Raw genomic sequence first — 25,163 nt, forward strand, 5'->3', positions numbered from 1 at the left:
TGTTAGTCAGCAAGGCAGCATTCATCATTTAGAGACGTCGGCTCCAAAATATTTCTCTGATATTTTCAAATAAGTGCCGTCGCTCTTGATCTCAGCAAGCGCGCCGTTTACGGCTTGAATTAATGCTTCATTGCCCTTTCTAAATAGAGCAGCGTTTTTGGATGCATCCGGCAATTCTGCAACTATTTTAAGCGGCAGGTCAGGTTTTTGTTTCTTTAGATCAAGGAAGGATAGTCCGTCATTTACGGTAGCATCGATTCGCTTCGAAGCGAGCAGATCGATCGCCTGGTTGAAGCCTTCTGTTGAAATAATTTCTGCGCCATTCTCGCGAGCAATGTCAGCAAGGTTGCTCGTCAGTGACTGCCCTGCCTTCTTGCCCTTCAGATCAGCGAACGTTTTGATATCCGTGTTCTCTTCACCAACGATCAATACCGCTTTGGAGACGATGTAATCATCGGAGAAATCGTATTTCTCTTTCCGTTCATCCGTAATCCCTACTTGATTAAAGATCGTATCGAAGCGCTCAGCATCAAGTCCAGCAATAATGGAGTCCCATTGCGTCTCAATAAATTCAGCTTTAAGGCCAAGGCGCTTAGTAATCTCTTCTGCAATCTCGACATCAAATCCAGTCAGCTTGCCAGAATCATCATGGAATGTGAAAGGCGCATAAGTGCCTTCTGTCCCAATACGGAGCTTGCCGCTTGCTTTAATGGCATCCCATGCCGCTTGCCCCGGTGCTGGTTCTGCCGTGCTTGCAGCTTCCGCAGTCGGACTGACCGCCGGCTCCTGCGTTCCGCCATTTTTATTCTCATTCTTGCCTCCGCAAGCTGCTAGCAGCAATACAGTTAGTGCTATTAACAATGTTAGTGTGCTTATTCTTTTCATATTATTCCCCTCGCTATTCATAATCCGTCATGGATTTACATGTCGACTAAGTGAATAGTATACCGCGGGGAATGCTGTGTCAATCCTTTTTCCGATAATTCTCATTGGAATTATCAATTTTAATTTTTAGCTCACTTTATTGGTATTGAAAACGCCCCTTATAGTCATTAACTCTCAAAAACTTATAGGTAAATTGTTGATCATCGCGCAAAGGCATCTCACTTTTAAGGGAGTAATGGATTTATTGCAAGGCTTGCTGCAGGGGTTAAGATGGGGATCATCCTTCGAAGAAGCACTATGTTCGATGAGTAAAGGCCGAAATGCCAATACTAGCTTCTCGGCCTCTATTATCGCGATTCGCGTCAATCTACCCACACGGAATCTTTAAAGCACGTTTTATTCGACGATGCGAATATCCTTCTGCTCTTGTCGGGAAAAGGTCAACTCCTCAAACAAAACTTCGCAGCCATTGCCAATTGGCGATTGCGCGACTACGCCAACCTTCAGCTCGCCCGGACAGCTCATTCCGAAGTAACGCACCAAATTCCAATTTTCAGCGTCAACAGAATAATGAAACGCAAAGCAATTCCCTGCTCTAGCCACTCTCAAATATGGCTTTAAGGTACCCGCTTCTCCCGAAATGCAATCATCGGAGTCGCCTTTGGTCACAACGCTTATTATAGAGCGCTTCGCTGCAAAAAACTCATTGCACAGCTTCGCCCAGTTTTGGTCGTCCGCCATCACCATCAGACAGCCGGAATCGTATTGCTCCTTCATTTCCACGCTGACGCGGGTCGTCATGACGAAATCGCCTTGTACGGTCGCATATAGGAATGGCGCAGACGACTTAACCTCTTCTCCGGATGGATTTATGAAGAAATCTCCCATCGCCGGAGCTGAAACACGCAGTTCATTGCTATCATCAAATGCCCACGTTTGAGGCTCGTTCATCCATTTCAAATCGGAAATTGCCGTTTGCTTTAAGCCATTTTCAAATAAATTCACCAACATCCACTCCCTGCTCCGATAAAATCATATTTAATTAGGAACTATTATTTCTAAACAATAATCAGCGTTCAGAGTTACTTCCTTATCATGAGTAGCAAACTCTCTTCGCCAGTACATCGTAAACAATTTTGGCATATCCATCCACTTTAAGCAACGGTGGATTTTCCGCTACTTGGAATCGAAAGAATCAATTAAAACACGATCTGCCTTTTAAAACATTTCGACAATGAAGCCCAAATATTGAAGGCCGGTAACCTCTCGATAGAAAGAGGATTACCGGCCTTCTTTTTGTAGTTCACAAGAGATTGATCTCGACTGAAAGGTTCTCATTCCTGCTAACGGAACAGAACATTTAAGTCCGTTTATTTCCCCAATAGGTTATAAATCACCTGCGCGCTTTCGGCCCGCGTCATTTTCCCCTTCGGTACGAAGTTTTCATTTGTTCTTCCTTGAATCAGCCCTAGCTCCTTAGCAGCCGCAACAGATTCGGAAGCCCACTTGCTGATCTGGCCGCGGTCCGTGAACGTCGATTCCGCCGTTGCCGAGCTAGCCGCTTCCCCATTCCTAACCGCATAAGCTCGGATCAGCATGACTGCCATCTCCTCACGGCTGATCGTTTCGTTTGGCGCAAAAGCTTGATCGTTGCGCCCGTTTACGATGCCAAGCTTGCTTGCTGTCGCGACGTAAGCGGAATACCATTTGTCCGCTTCGACATCCGAGAAGCTAGCTGAGCCTTCCGCTTTTAAGCCAAGCGCACGAACGAGCATAGCCGCGAATTCCGCACGGGTTACATTCGCCTGCGGCGCGAACTGCTTTTCGTTAACGCCTGTCACGATATGCCTCGCAGTCAGTGACTTAATCGCTGCCGATGACCAATGGCTAGCTTGCACATCTGCAAACGATTTATCGTATTCAAGAACAGCATATTTGCTAAAATGGGATATCTCCGCTGTCATGCTGTCGCCGCTTAGCACCCCTCCGATAAATTCAAGCTTGCCATCATCACTCACGTAATACACGCCAATTAAGTCTCTATCCGCATTCGCGTTGATCTTAAACGTGACTGTTATTGGCTTCTCAAACTTCGTAACCGGAATGCTCTTGCCGTCTTTGGTAATGACGCTTAAGTGGAACTCATAAATCAAGGAGCCAGCTTTCACATCCGCTTGCTTGTCATCGATTCGTTCAATCAAAGCATCTGCTTCTGCATTCGCCGCTGGTTTTGCTTCAAGCCGGATACGGGAACCATCCGCTTCGCCTGTCGGCGCTAGCCCTTGCATCGAGGCTAGCATTTCATTTGGCAGCATAACCGAAATACCGCTTGCTTTCAGCTCCAAAGCATTGCCTGCTAACGCAGCGGCCGCATTCAGCGGCAGAAGCACAATATTTTTGCCATCTGCAAGCTGTACCGTTGCTTTGCCGTCCTTGCCGCCTCGCAAGCTGCCATCGTCAATAACTTGAACGTCAGCCGCCAGCGGTGTACTTGTCGGCGTATTCGATGATCCATTTGGCGTTGCAGCCGGCGTTGGTGCTGGTGTTTCCACCGGTGTCGGCGTTGGCGTTGCGGTTTCTTCCGGTGTTGGTGTCGGTGTCGCCGTTGGCGTTGGTGTCGGTGTTTCCTCCGGTGTCGATGTCGGTGTTGGCGTTGGCGTTGGCGTCGGCGTCGGCACAACAGCCGATTCGCCGCTCAAAATAACCGTTCCGCCTTCGTTCCTTCCTGGCACCTCAATCGTCAGCTCGCCGTTCGCCGCTACTTTGTACAGTTTGCCGCTATATTCATCTTTCGCATCCGTTCCGGCCGCGAATGGAACATTCAGCGTAACGGACTTGCCCTCCGCTGCCGTGTTAATGACCGTCACGACATTCGTACCGTCATATTGCTTGTTGAATGCCAGATATCCGAGTGAATCCGAAGCTGAAAGCGTTGTTCGCGCACCCTTGGCATATACCTTGGAGAACTTGGCCCGGATATTGAGCAGCTTCTCGTAATGGTCATGCAGCGCTTGCTCCGCGTTCAACTGGTCCCACGGCATATCCGCGCGATTTTCGCTAAATTGTCCTGCTCCCATGTCAACCGCATTGGCTCCCGAACGGCCGAGTTCCTCGCCATAATAAATAACCGGCTGGCCTTTCGCCGTAATTTGGAGCGCCGCCGCGATCTTCAGCTTTCCTTTGTCTCCATCCACAAAGTGGGAAAGGAAACCATTCTCGTCATGGCTGCTTAGGAATTGACCCATCGTGGCGACGTTATCAAGCTTAGTCTCACGATCGGCTAGATAAGCATCAACCGCTTCGATTTTGCCGCCCGCAAAATCTTTCGCCCTGTCATTAAAGCTGAAATCAAGCAAGCTATCCATTTGGCCGCTGCGAAGCATGCCGCCGTCGCCGTCGATCGTCCCTCCAAAATATTCCCCAATCAGCTTGAAGTTTGGATTAATGGCAGTAAGCGCATTTTTAAATGCCTTCCATGTCGTGCTCTCCACATGCTTGACGGTGTCTACGCGGAAGTAATCGATCATATCCCCGCGCTCCGTTTTGGCACGCTCTAGCCAGCCGGCCTGCCATTCGATTATTTTTTCACGTACAGCAGGATCTTCTGTCTTAAAGTCTGGAAGATGGTCGAGCTCGCCCTCAATCGGATTCGTGCTGGCTTGCACACCATTCGTCCGCAGCATGCCCTCAAAGCGTGCTTTGTCCTCCGGTGTAATGCCAGGACGGTTCTCATCTGCCTTGAGTCCGTATCCTGTGTGGTTAAGCACCACATCAACCATAATCTTGATGCCCTTGTCATGTGCCTTGTCGATAAGCTCCCTGAACGTATCCATATCGCCCAGATGCTCGTCGAGCTTCGTGAAATCTTTCGCCCAATAGCCATGGTAGCCATACTGCTTGCTGTTAAAATCGGCACCTTTGTTGAAATCGATATTGTCGACGATCGGGGTAATCCAAAGCGTGTTGATGCCAAGCTCCTGCAAATAATCCAGCTTGTCGATCATCCCTCTAAAATCGCCGCCATGGTACGCTTCAAGATGATCCTTATCCACATCCGCATTATTCGTTGCATCGCCGTCTGCGAAGCGGTCAGTCAGCGCGAAATAAATGCGTGCCTCATCCCAATCAAAGTCGAGATCGCCCGCAGACATTCTCGCCTTTACCGTTACCGAGCCAGTATGCTTATGCTTGTTGCCGTATTCGTCGATAAGCGTTATCGGTATTTCCTTGGTTCCCGCGGTCACCGTATCCTTCACAGCAATCGATTGCGCGAGCAGCTTGGTGTCAAAATAAACCTTGGCTGCACCGCCTAATGCCGTTAGATCCATATAGCCTTCAATAAATGCTACCTCTTCCGAAGCGGCTGCTTTTACTGTCAGAACTGCATTCTCGTTATACGATATCGCAGGCGGCTGAAAAGATGACGTCATTGTGACGATAGGCTTCCGATACGTAATGACCGATTTGCCGTCTATCGTATTTTTCGGATCGGTTATTTCAACTGTTGCCCCATCCTTGTTCGTGACTAGGAAGGTGTATTCGTATTGGCCGCCTTCTACTTCGGAAAGGGTGTACGCAAACCACTCTTTCGTTGCGTCATACGCCATGTCATAGGCCGTGCCGTTTATTTTCACTTTAACGCCTGTTATATCTCCCAATTGCCCATTTTTGAATAAGGTATCATCCCGATAGAGGAAGGTGATGCCGCCATCCTTCAGAATAGGTCCGTTTATGCTAGGCAAAATATCAACCTGGCTCACCATGCTGACAATGTTCACTTTCGTAAAAGCCGCCCCCGGCGCAATCGGAATGACGCGGTCATCCGGAATATCCTGCTTCGCGGTGTTCCAGTCAGTTCCTTTGCGGAGGACAAACCCTACGCTTGTTGCATCCTGGGCAATTTCGAGCATAACGGTAGCTATGCCGTTTTCGACTTTATCAAAGTTGATTTGGTCGTTTTTCACACCCGTATTCCAAATCCATAGATTCCAGTCCGTATAGTTTTTGTCGGGCCGGATGTAGTTCAATTGCACATAACGCTTCAGCGATTCGGTCGTAACGGCAACCGCAACATTCTCCGACATGCCATTATACGTAACCGTGATCGTTGCATCTCCTGCACCGATCGCCGTTACCAAACCGCCCGTGCTTACAGCGGCTACCGATGGCTTGTTGGAGGTGTACGTCGCTTGCCCCGTTACATTTTTTCTGCTGCCGTCGCTGTATTTCGCGTAAACCGCGGTTTGGTGCGTCGTGCCTACCTGAAGCGGATAGCTCGCGCTGTCCAGCTCCAGCTTAGTGAACACAGGCGCTGACGCTTCCATTCTAATAATGACCGCAGTCAAAGGATCAAGCGTAATCGAGTTCGCTGTCAGCTCGAAGCCAGACGCAGCGGAAACGGCCTCTACTCCCGCCTCGTCATTGTCTGCAACCACCGTGCCTGCGGTTAAATCCTCCGTAAGCGTAAGCGTTCTTGCCGTATTGTCCGCATTCATAAATACATAATAATTGCCGGTTCCGTCCGTCGCTTTGTTCTTGTAGCCGATGACTAGATCGCTTGCTTTCATCTCCTTGGCTTCAACAAGCGTAACGTTGGAATCAACCAATGCTTTGTCACCAAGTCGGAACGCATCCGTATGCTTCCTAAGCTCGATTAAGCCAGCCGTATATTCCTTTGTTGTATGGTTGATCGGATATAGATCGGCATCAGCAGCTTTCTGCCAGTCAAATTTATTAATGGCATCGGACGAATCGTACGAATCATGGACAAAATAACCAAAGGATTGATCCTGCGCATCCTTGAGCTCGTGATATTTCTGCTCCGGCATTCCCTCTCCCAGCCACTGCTTCGTTCTGCCGTATTCTTGCCCCGCATGCAGGAACGCCGTACCCTGTGAGGTCAAAATCAATAAATTCCCCAGCCGCACGCGCTTATGGATTTCTAGATCGTTGGCTGCAACTGCCGGATCTTTCTTGATGGACTGTGCAATAACGTCATACAGCGGCAGGTTGTCATGGGCTTCAATGTACTGCACCATGTCGCCCGGATCATCGGCAGGCGTGTTGCCAGGCTGCGCCTTAATGTTAGCCAAAATCGTCGCGATGCTTCTAGCTCCGCCCGTTATAAATCTTGGCTCGCCCTCTGAGCCAAAGCCTGATTTCAGCTCGTTGCGAATCTCATCGGAAAATACGCCAACGTTATCCGTTTTGTCCATCCAGGCTTGGTCTGCGCCCTTGCCTGCCAATGACGGATCGGAAGCGGCTCCTCCGAACGTTTTCCAGCCTTCGCCGATGAACAAGGCGTTCGGGTTAATGCGGGCTGCGGCATCATAAGCATGCTGAACCGCATCATAAGTCGCGTCGCCCATCATATCCCAGCGCATGCCGTCGATTTTGTACTCATCGAACCAATATTTAACGGAATCAACCATCAGCTTCTCCGCCATTTTGTGAGAGGTAGCCAAGTTGTTGCCGAAGCCGCCGATATTGTTGCCGTTCGCATCCTGGAATGCGTAGTAGTTAGGTACGATATCGTTCAGGAAGCTTGCTTTTGCCATGTGGGTGTACACGACATCAAGAACGACCCCCATGCCCGCATCATGAATCGCATCGATTAGTCCTTTTAATTCTTTGACTCTAAGCTCCGGATCGGCAGCGTTCTCGGAATATGCGCCGTCTGGCGAGAAATAGCTGTGCGGATCATAACCCCAGTTGTATTCATTATCGATAGTCGAATAATCCATTTCCCTTGTGCCCATGTTCGCCTCATCGCCGAAGTACCACGCCATGACCGGAAGCAGCTGAATATGGGTAACGCCTAGCGACTTAATATAGTCCAGCTTATCTTTGAATGCGTTATAGGAGCCCCATCTCGCATTCAAATCACCCGCAATAGAGGGATCAGACGTGAAGTCTCTAATATGCGCCTCCCAAATAATCGCATCTTCCCGTTTCTCATAACCGTCAATCTTGGCAAAATCATAGTCAGCCGCTGGATCAGTCCCGCCAAGGTCAACGATTGCCGCCTTACCGACCTCATCGCCGTCCTCCCCGGCTTCTCCCTTGGTGTTGACTCTGAACTCCGCCATCGATTTGGCGTACGGATCGAGGACATTTTTTGTTACCCCGTCATTTGTTACTTCATATTGATAGAAATAACCTTTCAAATCCGTTATTCCTTGTACATCTAAATCAGTTGGCGCAATGGCAGTCGACCACACGCCCTTGTCGCCTTGCGTCAACTCCACGCTGCCTACTAGCTGAGTAGAGTCGCTTATATCGTAGACGTTGGCTACGACGGAGCTTGCTTTTGGCGCCCACAGCTTCAAAACAACGTTGCCCGAGTCATAGCTCGCACCAAGGTCATTTCCTTCGTAGCTGTATAGCTCGTCAAGCATTCTCCAGCCTGCGGCTGCCGTTACCGTTTTGCCTTGGTAGGAGACGCTTAGCGGAGCCTGATCCAGTTGTATATTCGCCGAGACGAGAACGCTTTTCTTATCCGCCTGCAAGGTCACTTGATTAATAGCGACGGCTGCTCCGCTTTTATCCTTAATCGTGATCGCTTGCTTCAATTCGTCCGCCACCAGCCCGTCGGTCATCGTAAAACCGAGAAGAAGCTTGCTCTCAGACAATATTTCTGCGGATACAAGGCCGGTAGGCAGCTCCCAATAAGGAGAAACATAAACATTGTTGTCGCGCTCTCTAATCCATAGCTGATCGTAGCGGTCAAGAAGGCTGAAGGTACGGTCGCCGCCATCCTTATCTGCATCGCCTAACGTTCGGTTCACGACCAGAAAGCTAATTTTTTGCGCGTTTTGCTCGAGCGGAACATCCACATAGCCGCCATATCGATCGACGTTCTCGGCTTGGAAGGCAGCTGCGCCCGCAGGCCAGCCCGTTGATGGTGCCGCAACCTGATCCCACAGCCACAGCCCATACGCGCTCTGATTCTTATCCTCTCTAACGTAGTGGATGCGAACGGTATTAGGCGGAAGCGCTACCGGTTCGTAATAAAATACCTTATCAGAGTCCTTCTGTATCCAAACCTCGTTCACTTCAGGCGAGCTTATGGCTACCGCTTTATCGCCGCCATCCTTTGAACCATCCGATCGGTTGACGATTAGAAAGCCCACTTTTTTGGCGTTATCGGCAAGCGGAATATCCACATATGCGCCATAGCTGTCCCTCTTATCCTCCGGGATAGCCATTGCACCCTGCGGCCACCCAGCAGATGGTGCGGCAACATGATCCCAAGCCCATACGCCTTGATTCGTATAAACGCCATCCGCCCGGCTATAGTGAACGCGCAGATGGTTAGCCGGGACAGGTTCTGTATTTGAACCTCCCGGGTTCGGATTCGGCTCTACGGGCGCCTTGAAATCTGCTGCCACGTCATGCGTTGCCGCATTATACTTGAAGGTAACCGGCAGATTGGCAGGCAAGCTGAGCGCTCGGTTGCTTTGCGGGTAAGCTGCATCCTCCCAAGTTGATCCCAGCAATATTTTGAACGCGTAGTCCCCTTTAGGCACTTCCTTCGTAAGGGTGTACACGCTGTCAAAATCAGAATCCTCCAGTACTGAAAGCGCCGTTTCCGGCGACCAGTCGGATGGATCACCTATTTCACTCTGCAGATCGCCTACGATACGCGGGAGCTTGTCGCTGGCTAGCGGAACATAATAAGTAGAATCTGCGATTTTGTGCGAGACATGATTATAATAAATGGTTACTTCTGCCGCTTCGGCGAGGGTCAGCTTAATATTTCCCTCGTTGCCGGCACCGCTTGGGTTCGTGTAGTGGTCAAAGCCATAGCTTTCGTCCCAACCGCCATTCAAAGCGATCTTATATTGATAATCGCCCGCTGGCAAAGTCGCGGTAAAGCTGTAAATCCCGTTGCCCTTGTCGACCATTTCGGTTGCCGCTGCCGCCGGGTCCCAATCTTTGTCATGACCAAGCTCTGACTGCAGATCGCCGACAAGCACAACCTTCGTTGGCGCAGCAGCGCTCGCATCGTTCGGAATAGCCCCAACAATCGACCAAAGCATAGCTGCTATCAGCATAAGAGAAATCATTTTCTTTCGCCTAAAAGCAAAGCCCATTCGGATGAACCTCCCCAATTTATCGTAAAAGCGCTTTTGAATCCTTACTGTTTTGAAGCCTTTAGCCTGCTCATTCGCTCTGCTACGCCACCTCCTGATTGGTTGAAAATAAAAACCCTGAACGTGTGCAATCGTTTGCACAAATAGCACAAAAAATGTGAGTCCTTCCTTCCATCCTCTTGCAACAGCCTTAATTGCGCTAACAGAACTGTGAAAGCGTTTACTTAGACCCATATTAATACCAAAAATAAAGCGCTGTCAATTATTTTCTCGCTTTTTTCTTGTTTCCACATGTGTATGCGTCCTTTTTACTGCAAATGACAACGTTTGCGCAGAAAGTTGCACAGCTATGCGGTATGCATGCGTGTCTGATACCACTCATCTTTTGCATAAGAAAAACGCCTGACGGCGTCCTTGAAGTGCATATCTACTTTCGAGCATGCGAAGCAACGGCACGCAAGGAGATCCCTTACGTTCTGTTGCTTCTCTCATTTTCTATTCGGTATTCATGTCCGTGAACGCCTTTGTAATACTCAGTCATCACTCCGCGGCATTCCTCACATTCGAATTGGGGCGGGACAGCAGGATCTCCACCGTCCATTGGCTGGTGTGCGAAGGATGCCACGACCTGCGGCGCCGAACATTCTGAAACGCATCCGCCCTGCATGAGGGCGGCCTAAACGCTGCTTTCGTTACCATTTCAACTTTGTACCAAATACGAGTCCATTACTGATAAGCCTGCCTGGCGCCGTAATCAGCTTGCCTTGCGCATACATACCCGAAGAAGCTCCGCCATCCAAATTCATCGCCTGCTCCGCACCTAGCTGCAGCATGATTTGTCCCCACTGCTTCATCGTTGCCTGAGGTACGGTCGCCATGATGACGGTTCCGTCCTTTTTAACAAGAATGCCGCTTCTGGCTGCGGAGTCTGCTAAAATTTTGGAGCTGCTGAAGCCTTCGCCCACGGGGTTAATCGCCAGCTTCCCGTCCTTTACCAGTCTTGGACCAGCACCAACTGCCGTATGGACGCGTGACCAGGCAATCGGCGTATTGGACAAGTTCGTCATTTCCGTCTTATAGTCCACCAAAGTGCCGACCTTAAAACGTGCGGCAAGCTTTTCTTCCGAGCCTGTAAAAACGAGAACATACCCATCTGCCGGAATGCTCACATTTTCTTTTTTGCTTATTTTGGTCACGACGCCTTTGCTGACGGTAACAGCCGTCCCAAGCGCAAAGCCTAGCTTAGCGCCCCGCTTCGGAGTAAACATAATGGCGGATGAGCCGCCCGCTACCGGCGTACGGTTTATGAAATACACATACCAGTTATTCGGCGATTTGAAAGAACCATCCGTCCCGCCCAGCAGCTTCACCCGGAGCGTATCCATGATAACCGTCCCATCCCATGTAAAACCGATCGCCGTTCCCGTATTGCCGATATGCTCCACATTTCCGTCTGCGATGAGGGTGCCATACGGTTCGGGAATGCCGCCGTAAGCCTCGAAGAATGTCCCGTTGATAGCTGCATCAGCATTGTAGGCTTTCGCAATCAGCGCAAGCGGCTGGACAACGCCAACCTTGCGGCTTGCAAGACCTGCGGTCATTGGAACTCCCTTAGGAATGACCACCGTTTGAACCGTATAGGACTTGCCTGAAATGCTGACCTTTTTCGCCTCATGCTTCACCTTCAGCTTGGAGTCCGAGGCCGTCACCTGGACAGGCAGCTTGAGCTGGCCTTTATAGCCGCTTGCGATGACATTCACGTAAAGATTTGCTGAGCCCACTGCAACCGGGGTCACGATGCTCTTCTCCGTGATGCGAACGATCGCCGTATTATCGGAGCGGAAGCTGAGGGCGACGGGATCGGACAGCTTCAGCTTGTCCGTGAGCAGGAGCCTTGTATCCAGCGGCAGCTTAAGCGTCGCCGCTGCGTAGGTAATCGCGACGGGGCGAACCGGCCCCGCTGCGATCAACTGGCTGGCGGACGTATACGCGAAGCGTCCGCCGCCCATCGGCGTCACGCCGCTCGCGGGAACCGCGGCGTGCCCGCCGTAGGTGTACAAGATCGACTTGGCAGAGCCGTCGATCGCGTACACCGCGCCGGATCGGCCGCCGGCCAGCACGATGCCGGCGGCCGCATCCGGCGCCAGCGCCGCGGGGCCGAAGCCTCCGGCCCCGGCGGCGCTGATGCGCCATAGTTCCGCCCCGTCTGCGAGGCGGAACGCAGCAATGCCGTTGCCGCCAAGCTCAGCGGCAACGACAGCTCCCGCATCCCCGGGCAGAAGCACCGGGGATGTCCAGCCGCCTGCGGGCGCCGCCGCAAGCTCGCGCGTGAATCGGACTTTGCCGTCCTCATCATAAGCAGCGACCGCTTTGCCCGCGAGCAGCAGAACGCCGCCGTTAACCCGGTCGGCAGCCAGCTTACCCCCATGCAGCGGCTGTTCCAGAGCCGCTTCCCAGACTACAGCTCCGCCGCGCACCGCATACAGCGCGCCGTTGCTGCCAAGCGCATAGACGCCGCTCTTGCCCGCGGCAAGCTCCTTCACGCTGACGCCCTCCGGCAGCAGCGCCGCCTGCTTCTCACCCGCTTCATCCAGCGATAAAATCGCATGCTGATATGCGAAATAAGGGAGTCCCTGCGCGTCCGTGACTAGTGCAGACGGCTGAAGATTCTCGGTCTTTCCTTTAAAATAAAAAATACCGGCCTGACCGCCATTTCCCGCTTCATCGTATTGATAGAGCCGCGCGCTTTTGCCAGCAGCAAATATTTGGCGTTTCCCGTTCAGCGCCGGCGCGGACAAATTCGTATAGGCATTGACCCGCTTCACTTCTTTGCCCGTGCTGGTGACAATGGTCACCCAACCATTAGCGGCTGCGGTGAACAGATTTCCATTCGACAAAACTAGCGCCGGATGCAGCGTTCCTTCGGCTGCGTAACGCCAATATTCGATTTCTGCTTTATTGACCGTTGCGGCTGTCGTGCTAACCGCTTTGCCTTCCGCGGCCTTAACCGTGACAGTTTCACCTGCTGCTGCGGCGGCAGCTGCCCCGCTTCCGGCATAACTTAAACCCATAGACGCTATCAATAGCGCGGCTATTCCTTTTTTTCCCCATATCATCCAATCTTGCTGCATCAAAGCTGCACTCCCTTATCTATGCGTATTCCAAATAGTCCCAACGAACTATATCGACAAAGACCTATTAAAAATGAAGAACAGCTCATAGCATCACGAGAAAAGCCTTACCATTCGATAACCCTATAACAATCCTATTCCGTTTTTTCATAGATTTCATGTTTCTTATATCGTCACAGTCACCTTTCCACTCAAGGTGAAACGGCTGTCGCCGTCCTTTGGCGGCGCAGCGCGTTTCATTATATATTTTCCTATATTTTAAAAAAAGACTGGCATTCGCCTCAGCAATGACGTTCACTGAAAGCTATGCCAGCCTTGATTGCTATATTTTAAAATGAGACAGCTTCTCCAAAAGCTCCTGTACCATGGTGCTAAGCGCTTCTGCCGAGGCTGAGATTTCCTCCATAGACGCAAGCTGCTCCTCTGAAGCTGCGGCAACGCTTTGAGAATCGGCGGATGCCTCTGATGCAAGATCGGCAAGCTGCGACACGCTGGCTGAAATTTGCTCGGTGCTTGCCGTCATTTGCTGGGCAGCAGCCGATACCTCTTGGATTTGCTCATTTACCTGCGTCATTTCCGTGAGGATAGATGTGAATAACAGACCGCTCTCCGTTACGCTTTGTACGCCCTGTTGAACCTTCTCGTTGCCGGTAACCATCGTGAGTGATGCTTTATTCGTGTCCATGCGCACATCTTCAACCAAGCTCGTCACCTGATCCGCTGCTTGCTTCGTCTGCTCTGCAAGCTTGCGAATTTCAGTTGCGACAACAGCAAAGCCCCGTCCATGCTCACCCACTCTGGATGCCTCGATCGCCGCATTGAGCGCCAGCAAATTCGTTTGCTTGCTAATGTTCGCGATTAGATCAATCATTCCGCCGATCTGACCGGATCTCTCGCCTAAGCGCCGAATGGCGCTTCCCGTTTCCTCAAACGACCTTTGAAGCTCGCCCATCTGCGTGACTGCCGTTTGGAGCTGCACGCTGCCCTGCTGCGTTTGGTTAGCCACTTCCTCGGCAGATGACGATACTGCCGAAGACGAATCCGCAATTCGCTGAACGCCTATTGCCATTTCGCCCATCGCCTGGGATGACTCCGACGCATACTCATGCTGATTTTGCGCGCCCTCTGCAACACGGCCAATGGAGTGAGCAATCGTCTCAGCCGCTTTGCCTGTCTGCTCAGCGCTTGCTGTAAGCTGCTCCGATGTTGCGCCCACAGCCATCGACAAATCCGAGACCAGCTGGAACATCCCGCGCAGCTTGCCGGTCATTTCATTAAAGTGACCGCCCATCACCCCAAACTCATCGCCAGATCGAAAATCCAGCTTCTGCGTTAAATCTCCCTGCGCCATTAGCTGCAGCTTAGCCGAAAGGGCACGAAGCGGCTTAATGACCATGCCCCATACAAGAAGTCCTATCACCGCTGCCAAAATGACCAGCGCCGCAAGCACCGTAATGCCCGCGTTTGTTCTAGCCTCATTATATGTTGCCAAAACAACATCCTCTAAGACAGCGGTTTGCGTATACCAAATCTGCTCGCTGCCCGGCAGCTTGATAGGCTCGAATACACGCAGCACATCATCGCCTTTGGAATTAGCCGTATATGCTTTTAGCGTCTGGCCGCTCTGGACCTGCTTCCATAACTGCTCCTTCTCCGGCGAATCGCCGTATGGCTGCAATATCGATGCCGGATCATTCGGATTGGCAGCATAAACTCCCGCTTCGCTAATAAGCGAGACATATCCATCAAGCGGTCTGTAATGCGTTGCCTCCTCCTGAAGGTCGGAAAGCGAAAGATCTACGCCAACAATGCCTAAAAAAACGCCCGATTCGTCAAGAATCGGCTGGACGATAGACATCATCTGCGTTTGCTCGCCCGCCGCCTCATACGTGTATGGTTCCAAATAAGAGAGCTGCTTGCTCGCCTTTGGTATAAGATAGAAATCGCCAACGCCCTGCTCCTCATAGCCTTTTAAAGGCTCGGCAACAATTTCTTTATTCTGTTGAATCAAATAAGGAATGAATCTTCCCGTGGCATCGTCATATTTCGCTTTGCTCCGGTTTGCCTCATCGTTACGATCAAATGCATTAGGCTCCCAAAGCGTGTAGATACCGAATACTTCCGGGCGCTTCTGGAGCATTCCCTTCAGCAGGGAGATAACCTCTTCCCGTGATAGGCTTTGGCTCGCCCGTGATTCCTCAAGCACCTCTGACAATGATTTCAAGGTTGATTCCAGACTAGTCACTTTTTTCAAAAACGTATTCGCGTAATCATTTCCAGCGTTCTCCGCTGCAAGCTCGCCATTCGTAAGGCTTACTTTCTTTAATTGCTGCAAATTTACGAAGAGAATAGAGCCTAACACTAAAGCAATAACGACTCCAACTACTGCAATAAATTTGAATGATAAGGAAAGCTTCCGATATGCGGCCATTGCATCCACTCCACCCATCCAAGATAAGACATTAATCGACAAAATACGACTAAAAATGAATAGGTATAATGGACTAGTCTGAAAATGAATATCGCGCCAGTTCCTCGCTTTTGTTAGAGCGTGCTTTCGTCAGCCGCCGCTCCAGTTTGACTAAAGAGCTGGATATTACCTTGCTCGCTCAATCTCCATTCAACCGCAGGCAGGCTTAGTGCTATATGAGCGCCCATTTTCACCGCGCTCTCGTACTCGCCATTCAACTGCGAGCTGCTATCATGAGCAGCATGCCTAATCAACGAATCAAGCCCCGCCAGGGCAAGCACACACTCACCATTTATTTTTTGCTGCTCCGCATGCCTCGAAGCACCGTCACCTGATCGCGCCCGCCCTCTGTGAATTGGCCGTATTCCTCCGATTCCTTTGGCACGAGCGCCAGCTTGCCCTCTTCATTAAAGTGGATGCCCCAGCCGTATTTCTTCGGAAGCATCGACGCCCTTAGACAAGCCTTCGGCTTTGAAAAAAACTCGTCCCAAACCTCCTTCCCTCTTGCTTCGAGCTCTTCGGCCGACAACTCCTTATGCCGAATGTGCACCTCATACATCAGCTCTTCCTGCGTATACCTATAGGGTTCATTGGCTGCCAGCTCATACTCAAGGCTCGGCTTCGTCCGACCGCCCTTCTTGTCCGGCGGCACCGTGCCGATCTCCGCTGGACAGTCTGCCGACACCGTGATGAATGTATTATAATAGTTCCAATTCATGACTAGTTTCCTCCTAATCTTGGATAAGGCTATTATAGCGATATCACACTTTTGTGACTATACAATCTCATTTATGTCCACTTCCTCTAGTGATTAATATCGTTTATATTGTGATGAGAACAATTATCATTAATGGAGGTTGCTACGTATCATTTCAGATAGCAAAGAATGGTAGACGGTGAGATGTATTTGCCCCGCCCCAAAGAAGCGCCCATCATCTATGAGGTGCTTGGCTTCGATATTCCGGATTCGTTGAAAATGCTCATGACGATGAACTCAGCAAGGCTGTTCATCCCCGCCGATGTTTTTCCCCCTCTATGCCGCTGACCGAATTTTTATCGTATGCAGCAGCATTCACGGCGCCAAGGAAATCTATGCTCGCATCATCGGCATTGGATTTCGTAAAATGAGCACCGGATAAAAGCGAAAAAAATAATTTAACTTCATCTCCCGTTATTTGGAGGAAGTTAGTTTTATGCAAGCTTCACTTAGTTTCGTGTATGTAGCATTCGGGTGACATCTCCTATAATCGGTTTATAAATTCATTTCTTAGGAGGATATCGATCTCATGAACCAATCACCACTGTTACTGAATGATGAGCAAATGAGAAAATTTATTACGGAAGGCTTTCTTATTTTAAAAACCGACTTTCCCGAATCATTCCACCATGCGTTGACCGCAGAGCTTAATAAAGTGTATGACGCGGAAGGAAATCCCGGCAATAACCTGCTGCCGCGAATTCGCGAGATTCAGCAAGTATTCGATAGCCCCGTCATCACCGGCGCATTAACGAGTGTGCTGGGACCAAACTACATGCTACATGCACATAGACATGGTCATTACAATGCGCAGCCCGTTGCCGGCGGCTGGCATAAGGACAGCTACTGGGGCTACTCGCGGATGCGCAACCACCATCCATGGTGGGCGATGATTATGTATTTCCCGCAAAACACGCCGCTTGAGCTTGGACCAACAAGCGTGCTTCCCGGCACGCAAAACTACGAGTCACGCACTTTCGTATCCGATGAAGTCGCAGGGGAAGCCTTCGCTAACGGTGAAGCTGGCACTTTTGCGCTCATCCATTACGATATCTGGCACCGTTCGACGCCGAATGTACTAGGCAATGCCCGCTTCATGCTGAAGTTCGAATTTATGCGTACGGCTGCGCCTGCCGCACCGACTTGGGACAATCAGGCAACAGCATGGTCAGAGCCTTCCGATCTTGCGCTTCCCATTGCAAACCATGAAACCTTGTGGGAGGAAACCTGGAACTGGCTGTCCGGCAGCGTTGGCAGCATAGCGAATTCCCGGAAAGAAGATGCTAATAAGCTTAATGAGCTAGCACGCGAATTAGAGGATGAATTCGAGCCAACCGCGCTGAACGCAGCTTATGAGCTCGCAAGGTATGGCAGAAAAGGCGTAGCAGCCTTGCTTGCTGGACTGCACCATCAAAGCGCCGACGTATCGCGCGTGTCTGCCTATGGACTATCGGCGGCAGGAGAAGAAGCCGTAAACGGACTAATTGCCGCGCTGGAACATGACCGCGAGGAAACCGTCTATCATGCCATATTTGCGCTCGGGGAGCTGGGCCAATTTGCAGAAGCAGCTCTTCCAGCGCTTACAAGCTTGTTGTCCCACCCTTCCGCTACCATTCGCACGGCGGTAGCCGATGCGCTGGGCATGATCGAATCTACCTCCGCAGCTGGGGTAGACGGCTTAATTACATGCCTGGCAGATAAGGATGCGCAGGTCCGTTTTACGGCTGGCCTTTCGTTATCGAAGCTTGGCTCCACGGCTGCTGCAGCGATTCCTGCGCTGGAAGCTGCGCTGGATGACGAGGACCGCTACGTGCGGGCACATGCGCTGGAAGCGCTCCGTTATATCGGCACCGAGGAAGCAAAGGATCTTCTAATCAAGTCGCTCTTTAATGCGCGCTGGTGCACGACAACTACACCAGCCGACACCTTCTAGGCTTGATCCTCATAAAAATAACGAAGAACCGCCGGTTAAGCAACCGGCGGTTCTTCGTTTCTTCTTCATTAAGAGACACCTTTATTTCAGCAAAAGCTCTCTGTATTCGCTCGGCGACAGCGCCGTATACTCCTTAAAAAGACGCGAGAAGTACGTCGCATCCATCCCCAGCGCTTCAGCAACAGCGGAAATGCTTAAAGCGGTGAAAGTAAGCATCTCTCTAGCTTTGTCCATCCGCTTGCGGTTCACATATTGAATCGGCGAGAGCCCGGTCGTATTTTTAAACATGCGAATGAAATAATTGGGGTGAAAATGAACCAGCTGCGCCAGCGTATCTACTGAAATATTTTCAGAAAGATGCTCCTCGATATAAGAAAGCACGACGTTCATTTTCTCGAATGAGCTTGTTGTTGGCGCATTGATCGTTACCCGGTCAGTCTGCTCCAAAAACATGGCCATGATCTCGAGGAAGGTCGCCTGCACATGCAGGTCGGCCGTCCACTCCTCGCTCTTATAATGATACATAAGGCGGTCGAATTTATCCTTTAATAAAGGATGGTCCGTTACCGTTAGGATCACAGGCATCTCAAGCACTTGAAACAGGTTGAAATTGCCCAGCTTCGCCGTAAAGTGGCACCAATATTTGCCGAAAGTATTTTCATTAATCGTTCCGTAGGACTGGGTCACATCCGCCGGCATCAAGCATAGGTCGCCAGCCTTCGGATAAAAGGTGCGATTGCCAATCTTAATATACCCTTCGCCCTCTTGAATGTAATAAAGCTTGTTCACGTCAGGCGTGTAATTGTCGTCATTCCATGAGCTCGGCACCTTCGTATACTCAACTACAGCCACATGCAATTGCAAGCCGGTCAAATACGATTTCCAAAATGATTTCATGCTATTTTCGTTCATTGCCACTCCCGCCCTCCAAGCCCGTGATGTCACTTCTAATTGTTAAAATCCATTCTCGGCTCTCGCTGAGGCGTATTGGTTTATTAGGATAAATAACGGTGCAACGCGGAAATAAGCAAAGCATGATCCTCCTGATCCGGCAAGACGGACATGCTAATCGTGCTGATCCGCTCTTCCAGCTCCATCTGCAACAAACGTTGATTTATATTCAGCATAATAATTGCCTAGATTCTCTTTTATAAATCTATACTAAATGATACCCGCTGCATCCTTCCAACCCTATCTTATCTCTTATCCTTTTCCTTGCCAACAGAACACTTGAAGCCGCTTGTTTTTAGCCATGCACGCAAAAAAAGGAAGCAGCATTACGCTGCCCCCTTCCTCATTCTCAGCCTCTTCAAGCTTACGCCTGCACTTGTCCGAGCTGTACCCACTGTGCGACATTTACTGTCCGTTTCGCTTGGTATTCAACCGCCGCTTTGACGTCCTCGACCATTTTGCCGCCTTGAACCGTCACGCTCGTTCCATATGGATTGCCGCCCGCCTCAAAGGTAACGGGACTTGAATAGCCTGGCGCCGCAACGATCGCTCCCCAATGATACATCGAGGTGTATAAGCTGAGAATGGTCTGCTCTTGACCGCCGTGGGCATTTTGAGCTGATGTCATCGCGCTGACCACTTTATTAACGAGCTTGCCGTTAAACCAAAGCGAGCCCGTCGAATCGAGAAATTGCTTAACAGGACCAGGCATGCCGCCAAAACGAGACGGGACGCTGAAAATAATCGCGTCAGCCCATTCCAAGTCCTTATAGGAAACCTCCGGTATTTCCTGCGTAGCCGCAACATGAGCTCGCCAAATCGGATTCGCTTGAATCGCTTCTTCATCTGCCAGCTCCGGCGTTTTCAAAATTCTCACTTCGGCGCCCGCTTCCTTTGCGCCTTCCGCGGCCCATTGCGCCATTTGATAATTGGTACCCGTTACGCTGTAATAAATAATGGCAAGTTTAATGGCTGACATCTGATCCATCTCCTCAATAATAAAGTTATGATCTAACGATTAACGCTCATATAGCGGGTATGCTACTTGATTAGGCAGCTGAATGACGATCATGCGCACCTTGTCTTGCCCGATTGCCAAGCGAACCGCCTCGGGCTCTGAATCTGCCTGCACAACGGTAAAATCTTTATGCTGGAATGGAGTCGTGGCTTCCCTTGTGCTCCAATTGCCATTTCCTCGAATGGCTAACGCGGCGATCGAATATCCTGCTGGAACGGCATGCTCATATTCGCTGCCAGCTTCCAAGGAAATATCCCACATTTGCGCATCCGTCACCAAATGAATGGGAGATCCTTCGCCAATAATCGTTTTCTTATGAACCTGTCCGCTGACGGTCTCTGGAAAATCTTCAGCAACGTATTCGTGATAGGTAGGCTTCCTTTTAATCGCTTCATTTAGATCCGGTTCAAACCAAATTTGAAAAATCTCGGCATCAGGACCGTCTATTTTCTCGCGATGCGATACGCCGGAGCCCGTCTGCATAACCTGTGCGCCGCCGGGTCCAACAGTGCTCTCCGTCCCAAGCGTGTCGCCATGCGAGACCTGCCCGTTTACGACATATGTCATAATTTCAAATCCTTTGTGCGGATGCAGCCCGATGCTGCCGCCCTCCTTGGCATGTGCCCAAGCCCAGTAAAATAAAGGACCAACCCGCTTAACCGCACCCAGATCCTGAGGGAACCCAATCGGCTTTTGCTCGATGATTTTGCCCCCTTCAAACGAGCCCGTTGCTTGCTGTAGCGGCGTATATATATTCATCCTCATGGTATAACCTCCCTTTGATTTATTTATCTTAATATCGTGAATCCTAATGTTAGTGTATATTCATCCTATCATCAGGGTATATAGATGTCAACTAACTTTTTTAAAGCAATAAAAACCGGCGTTTTCCAAATCGGAAGACGCCGGTTTAACGTAGCTATGCGTTGTTACAAATTTTCAAGCACCCGCAAAATAAGCGTCAAAGCTTCAGCTCTCGTAGCGCTCGCATTTGGGTCAAATTTATTATTTCCTTTGCCTTGGATCAGGCCAGCCTGGATGGCTGCAGCTGCTTCCTTCTTCGCCCATGCCGGGAACTGGTCGGCATCGTCGAACGATAACACCGCATCCTCGCTAATTTTCAGCTTGGCTGCGCGCGCTATGATAACGGCAAGCTCAGAGCGAGTTATTTCATTGCTTGCGCGGAAGGTTTGATCCTCATATCCGCCGATTAATCCCGCTCCAACCGCTCTGAATATATGCTCCTGCGCCCAGTTCGGTATTTGCGAATTGTCATTAAACTTAGCATCAGCTGCGCTGCTCTTCAGCTTCAAGGCACGGCTGATCATTACGGCGAATTCACCCCGCGTAATGACTCCGTTAGGACGGAACTTGCCGTCTTCGTATCCTTTGGCAATGCCTAGCGCAATGGCCTTCTCAACGGAAGCTTGCGCCCAGTGCCCCTCAATATCTTTAAAGCCAGTAACTACAGGCTCAACCAGCTCTTCCTTGCCTTTGCCTTCGTCCTTATCCTTCTCTTCCTCGAGCTCTATGTCGCCTTGCCCGCTGATCGGCTTCATGCTGGACTCATCAAATTTAATTTGAATGTTGTATTCATGGTGATAGCTCATTTCCGGCCAGTCGATCTTCACCCAGCCATCTGTCACTTTGGAGAGATCCGATACCGGGAAGTAAACGACCCGTGTATTTTTCTCTTTGTTGCTGCTTTCCGTCGAAACGTTAGCCCCATTAAATTTTAACCCAGTAATTTCTTTGTCCTGCTTAATCGTCAGGTAGACCAGCTTGCTGCTGCCGGCTACCTTCAGCCTAGCCGCAGGAATAATGTAATCCTGCATGACTGAATCCTGATCCGTGCCAAATTTCAAAATCCGAACGGCTATGCTGTATTGTCCATCCGACGAGCCTGGATTCGGATTCGGAATCGGGTCCACGCCAATCTTCGCTGCTTGGAAGGTATCCAAAGCCTGCTTCAACTTTGCCGCGGCTGCGTCAATTATCGCTTGTGACTGAGGCGCTTGCCCCGCCGCTTGCGCGTCCGTAATCGCAGCTGCAAGTAAGGCTTTGGAGCCGGCTTTAAAATTGCCCGCTTTCGTCCCCTCAACCGCTGCGTCATGCGTTTCCTGCGCTGTCTTAATCAGAGCATTCAGCGCAGAAGCATCAAAAATTCCTGTAAGGGAGCTTGCATCCAGCTTCAATTGAATATCGTACTCATGATGATAATTGATGGCAGGCCAATCTACTTTCACCCAGCCATCCGTAACCGTAGTCAGATCTGTTAGAGGCAGCGATACGACTCGCGTATTCGTTGCTTCATCGATGCTCTCTACTTTTACATCCTGTCCTTTAAATTTTAAAGCTGTAATTTCCTTATGCTGCTTGAGCGTAATGAACATCGTTTTGTCCGCTCCGCGTACCTTCAAGCTTGCAACTGGATTTACGTAGGTCTGCATAACGGAATCTTCATTCGTCCCGAACTTCAATATCCTGAAGTTCACTTTGTAATCACCGTCGGCAATGCCTTTAATCGCTTTATCCTTGAACGCTGCAATTGCCTGATTCAGCGCCAGCAGCGCTTCGTCTGTCTGAGCTTGCGTATTTTCCGCCCCAGCAGCAGCGGCACCCGCGGCGGTGATTGCCGCTTGTAGAGCGTTTTTCGCCTCAGCCGGGTACTGTCCAATCGCCGTGCCGACTACTGCCGCTCTTTGAACAACCGACGCTGCTGAAATAGCCTGCGCTAAAGCGGTATTATTTACATCGTTAAAGTTAAGACGAATATCATGGGTTTGGTCATAAATTTGGCCTCCCTGCGATACTACAACACGAACCTTTGCCTTATGAAGTACAGATAGGTCGGCCGTTTTAAAGGTAACGACGCGGGTATTTGCCGCTTCGTTTACGCTGGCGATCTCAACATCCTTATAGCTTCCGTCACGCTCTACTTTTATTTCTTTTATCGCAGCGTTGTCCTTCACCGTAAACGTGACCGAAACGTCGCCATTTGCTTCCGTCCCGATGGTGGCAGGCTTAAGGAAATAGCTGTCTGCCGACGAGAATGCCGCGTTTGTGCCATGCAAGGTTGAGAAGTAGCGTTCATACACGATGAGCGCTTTAAAAGCATCTGCTGCCAGATCCAGCTCTGCCTGTGCAGATGTAATTGCTGGTCGGGTAGCGGACAGATTGTCTGCTGTCAGCTTGGCTTTTTTGATGGCTGCAAGCAATGCTCCTTTTGCAGCTGCTAATGCAGCTTGATCAGCGCTATCAGCTTTGGTAGCCGTATCATGAAGTCGCTTGTACTGGGCAAGAGAAGACTGCAATCGCTCCAGCTTTTCAACATTAAAGCTAAGATACACATCGCGTGTTACGCCGTTGATGTCATAGCTGATATAGCTTAATCCCTGCCAATCCTCGTCACTCGAATCCGTACCCCGCGGGCTTAGTTGATAAACCTGGCCATCGGCATTGGAAAGCGCAGAAGAACGATTTGCGTAATGGGTATACGCTTCGGACTTAATAATTTGGAAGGTTCCATCCGCATTCGGCCAAGATTGAGCTACCTTCGCATTTGCAGGAGGACCTTTTAGCGCTACATTCGCTAGAAAGCCAGATAAGCTTTGTGCATTTATGCTGCTGACGATCGTCGTAACCGTATTGCTGATCTCATTTGCATATACCGATTGCGTATTAGTAGGCTCCAGCGTATCAAGCGCATAAATCTTCACCGGCTTGGCGGCTAGATATTGGCTATCTTTGGCTCTTTTATAATTATTGGCGAGCGTTGCCAATGAATTCGATAATTGCTGCGGCGTAGATGAAGGCGTGTTTACCGCAGTCTTTGCTTTGCCAAGGTTTTTGACTAAGGTGTTGATATCGGAATGATAATATTCCCCTGACGCAATCGCGGCAGATGCCGAGCCTGGAGAGCCTTCCGCCGCTCCGTTTACAGCAATATTGTTCGTAAACTCGGTAATAATTTTAATGAAGCTCTCAAGCTCGGTTCGATCCGCCTGCTTTCTGCGCGATTCAAAAAGCTTCAAAGCTCCTTTCAACGTGTTGTAAATATTGCCGTAGGCTTCCAGATCGCCAGTCGGCGTTAGGCCGAGCACCGTATCGGCATAGTCGATCACTGACCAAAGAGCGGCTTTACTGCCGATCGGATAGTCGCCGTACGCCGTGCCTTCCGAGCTTGAATAATAGACAGAACGGGATACCGTAATAAACTCATCCAACTGGCTGTATGTAACCTTCGTGACTGTTGGCTCCTCCGGCTCTACTCCCCCATTCCCGCCGCCCGGAATGCCTGGAAGGGTGCTGGTATCGATGCTTAAGCGCACATTATACCAATGGTCATAGGAATATTCGGGAATGAAAATATGCATGAGGACATCCTGCTTCTGGGTAAGATCGGCAATGACGTATTGCACGATATAACTGCCGTTCTCCCCAGGGACAGGTCTTGTGGAAACTGCTTGGTAACCCTCTATACCTGAAACGACTTCATTGTTGATTCCTGCTTTGGCTTTGCCTGCGAGGCGATAGCCTAAATAAGGAAAACGCGTATAATTAACTGCCGTAAGCTTATGTTCGAATTTCACGGTACCATTTTCAATAATCAACGACCCTTTTTCGCCGTTTGTTTTCATATAGTCATTTGCCACGGATGTGGAAGCATGCTCATCATGGAGAATCGTGTAATCGACGGCATACACGCCGTCGGGGACGTTAGCGGCAGCCGCGGCGACCGCGCTGGCACCTGTTTGCAGGGAGGATACGATTAGACCTATAGCTATCCAAAGGATAGCTGCTTTTTTTAGCCATCTACTCAATTTATTACGCTCCTTAAAAAATAATGGCGACAATCGTACGGGCTTAGCCGCCGATAATCGCGCAAACGAAGAGCGTGTCGGTAAATTACCGACCGCTCTT

At 50.2% G+C, this 25,163-nt stretch carries 13 protein-coding genes; 1 reads left to right on the forward strand and 12 read right to left on the reverse strand.

The window, feature by feature from the left end; translation table 11 throughout:
* Positions 1–24: 24 nt before the first annotated feature.
* From ADU23_RS05285 to ADU23_RS05315, 7 genes are all read right to left on the reverse strand, one after another.
* Positions 25–885, reverse strand: a complete 861-nt coding sequence (locus tag ADU23_RS05285; RefSeq protein WP_053372788.1) for an amino acid ABC transporter substrate-binding protein — start codon at positions 883–885, stop codon at positions 25–27.
* 396 nt (positions 886–1,281) lie between these two features.
* Complete coding sequence (locus tag ADU23_RS05290) at positions 1,282–1,896, reverse strand: DUF1349 domain-containing protein (RefSeq protein WP_063845948.1); 615 nt, start codon at positions 1,894–1,896, stop codon at positions 1,282–1,284.
* A gap of 359 nt (positions 1,897–2,255) precedes the next feature.
* On the reverse strand, positions 2,256–9,980 hold the full coding sequence (locus ADU23_RS05295) for a pullulanase (RefSeq protein ID WP_053372789.1): 7,725 nt from the start codon (positions 9,978–9,980) through the stop codon (positions 2,256–2,258).
* Between the two features lie 692 nt (positions 9,981–10,672).
* Positions 10,673–13,111: a phosphodiester glycosidase family protein gene (locus ADU23_RS31975; RefSeq protein ID WP_053372790.1), complete on the reverse strand. Its 2,439-nt coding sequence runs from the start codon at positions 13,109–13,111 to the stop codon at positions 10,673–10,675.
* 322 nt (positions 13,112–13,433) lie between these two features.
* Complete coding sequence (locus ADU23_RS05305) at positions 13,434–15,542, reverse strand: methyl-accepting chemotaxis protein (protein ID WP_053372791.1); 2,109 nt, start codon at positions 15,540–15,542, stop codon at positions 13,434–13,436.
* Positions 15,543–15,655: 113 nt separating this feature from the next.
* The gene (locus ADU23_RS05310) at positions 15,656–15,835 is read right to left on the reverse strand and encodes a hypothetical protein (protein ID WP_157265624.1); all 180 of its coding nucleotides are present in this window, start codon (positions 15,833–15,835) and stop codon (positions 15,656–15,658) included.
* 38 nt (positions 15,836–15,873) lie between these two features.
* Positions 15,874–16,299, reverse strand: a complete 426-nt coding sequence (locus tag ADU23_RS05315) for a DUF6157 family protein (RefSeq protein WP_053372793.1) — start codon at positions 16,297–16,299, stop codon at positions 15,874–15,876.
* Between the two features lie 568 nt (positions 16,300–16,867).
* Between ADU23_RS05315 and ADU23_RS05320 the strand changes: the two genes are divergently transcribed.
* Positions 16,868–18,271, forward strand: coding sequence for a HEAT repeat domain-containing protein (locus ADU23_RS05320; protein ID WP_053372794.1), 1,404 nt, complete (start codon positions 16,868–16,870; stop codon positions 18,269–18,271).
* Positions 18,272–18,352: 81 nt separating this feature from the next.
* Here the strand turns inward: ADU23_RS05320 and ADU23_RS05325 are convergent, their stop codons facing one another.
* The 5 genes from ADU23_RS05325 to ADU23_RS05340 all read right to left on the reverse strand — a co-directional run bounded on the left by ADU23_RS05325 (position 18,353) and on the right by ADU23_RS05340 (position 25,063).
* Complete coding sequence (locus ADU23_RS05325; protein WP_053372795.1) at positions 18,353–19,183, reverse strand: AraC family transcriptional regulator; 831 nt, start codon at positions 19,181–19,183, stop codon at positions 18,353–18,355.
* A gap of 83 nt (positions 19,184–19,266) precedes the next feature.
* Positions 19,267–19,398 carry a hypothetical protein gene (locus ADU23_RS33930; RefSeq protein WP_269433061.1) on the reverse strand — a complete coding sequence of 44 codons (132 nt, stop codon included), beginning with the start codon at positions 19,396–19,398 and terminating at the stop codon, positions 19,267–19,269.
* Positions 19,399–19,586: 188 nt separating this feature from the next.
* Entirely contained in the window at positions 19,587–20,201 is a 615-nt protein-coding gene (gene wrbA, locus ADU23_RS05330) for an NAD(P)H:quinone oxidoreductase (protein ID WP_053372796.1), read from the reverse strand.
* Positions 20,202–20,240: 39 nt separating this feature from the next.
* Positions 20,241–21,005, reverse strand: a complete 765-nt coding sequence (locus tag ADU23_RS05335) for a pirin family protein (protein ID WP_053372797.1) — start codon at positions 21,003–21,005, stop codon at positions 20,241–20,243.
* A gap of 164 nt (positions 21,006–21,169) precedes the next feature.
* A complete protein-coding gene (locus ADU23_RS05340; protein WP_053372798.1) occupies positions 21,170–25,063 on the reverse strand; it encodes an NEAT domain-containing protein in 3,894 nt (1,297 codons plus the stop codon).
* Positions 25,064–25,163: the final 100 nt, after the last annotated feature.

Origin of the sequence: Paenibacillus sp. FJAT-27812 (genome assembly GCF_001273905.1) — a bacterium.
In the GTDB taxonomy this organism is placed as follows: Bacteria; Bacillota; Bacilli; order Paenibacillales; family Paenibacillaceae; genus Pristimantibacillus.

Coding starts and splice junctions, on each gene's coding strand:
- ADU23_RS05285 (WP_053372788.1), bottom strand. CDS start 885: ATGAAAAGAATAAGCACACTAACATTGTTAATAGCACTAACTGTATTG.
- ADU23_RS05290 (WP_063845948.1), bottom strand. CDS start 1,896: ATGTTGGTGAATTTATTTGAAAATGGCTTAAAGCAAACGGCAATTTCC.
- ADU23_RS05295 (WP_053372789.1), bottom strand. CDS start 9,980: ATGGGCTTTGCTTTTAGGCGAAAGAAAATGATTTCTCTTATGCTGATA.
- ADU23_RS31975 (WP_053372790.1), bottom strand. CDS start 13,111: ATGCAGCAAGATTGGATGATATGGGGAAAAAAAGGAATAGCCGCGCTA.
- ADU23_RS05305 (WP_053372791.1), bottom strand. CDS start 15,542: ATGGCCGCATATCGGAAGCTTTCCTTATCATTCAAATTTATTGCAGTA.
- ADU23_RS05315 (WP_053372793.1), bottom strand. CDS start 16,299: ATGAATTGGAACTATTATAATACATTCATCACGGTGTCGGCAGACTGT.
- ADU23_RS05320 (WP_053372794.1), top strand. CDS start 16,868: ATGAACCAATCACCACTGTTACTGAATGATGAGCAAATGAGAAAATTT.
- ADU23_RS05325 (WP_053372795.1), bottom strand. CDS start 19,183: ATGAACGAAAATAGCATGAAATCATTTTGGAAATCGTATTTGACCGGC.
- ADU23_RS33930 (WP_269433061.1), bottom strand. CDS start 19,398: ATGCTGAATATAAATCAACGTTTGTTGCAGATGGAGCTGGAAGAGCGG.
- wrbA (WP_053372796.1), bottom strand. CDS start 20,201: ATGTCAGCCATTAAACTTGCCATTATTTATTACAGCGTAACGGGTACC.
- ADU23_RS05335 (WP_053372797.1), bottom strand. CDS start 21,005: ATGAGGATGAATATATATACGCCGCTACAGCAAGCAACGGGCTCGTTT.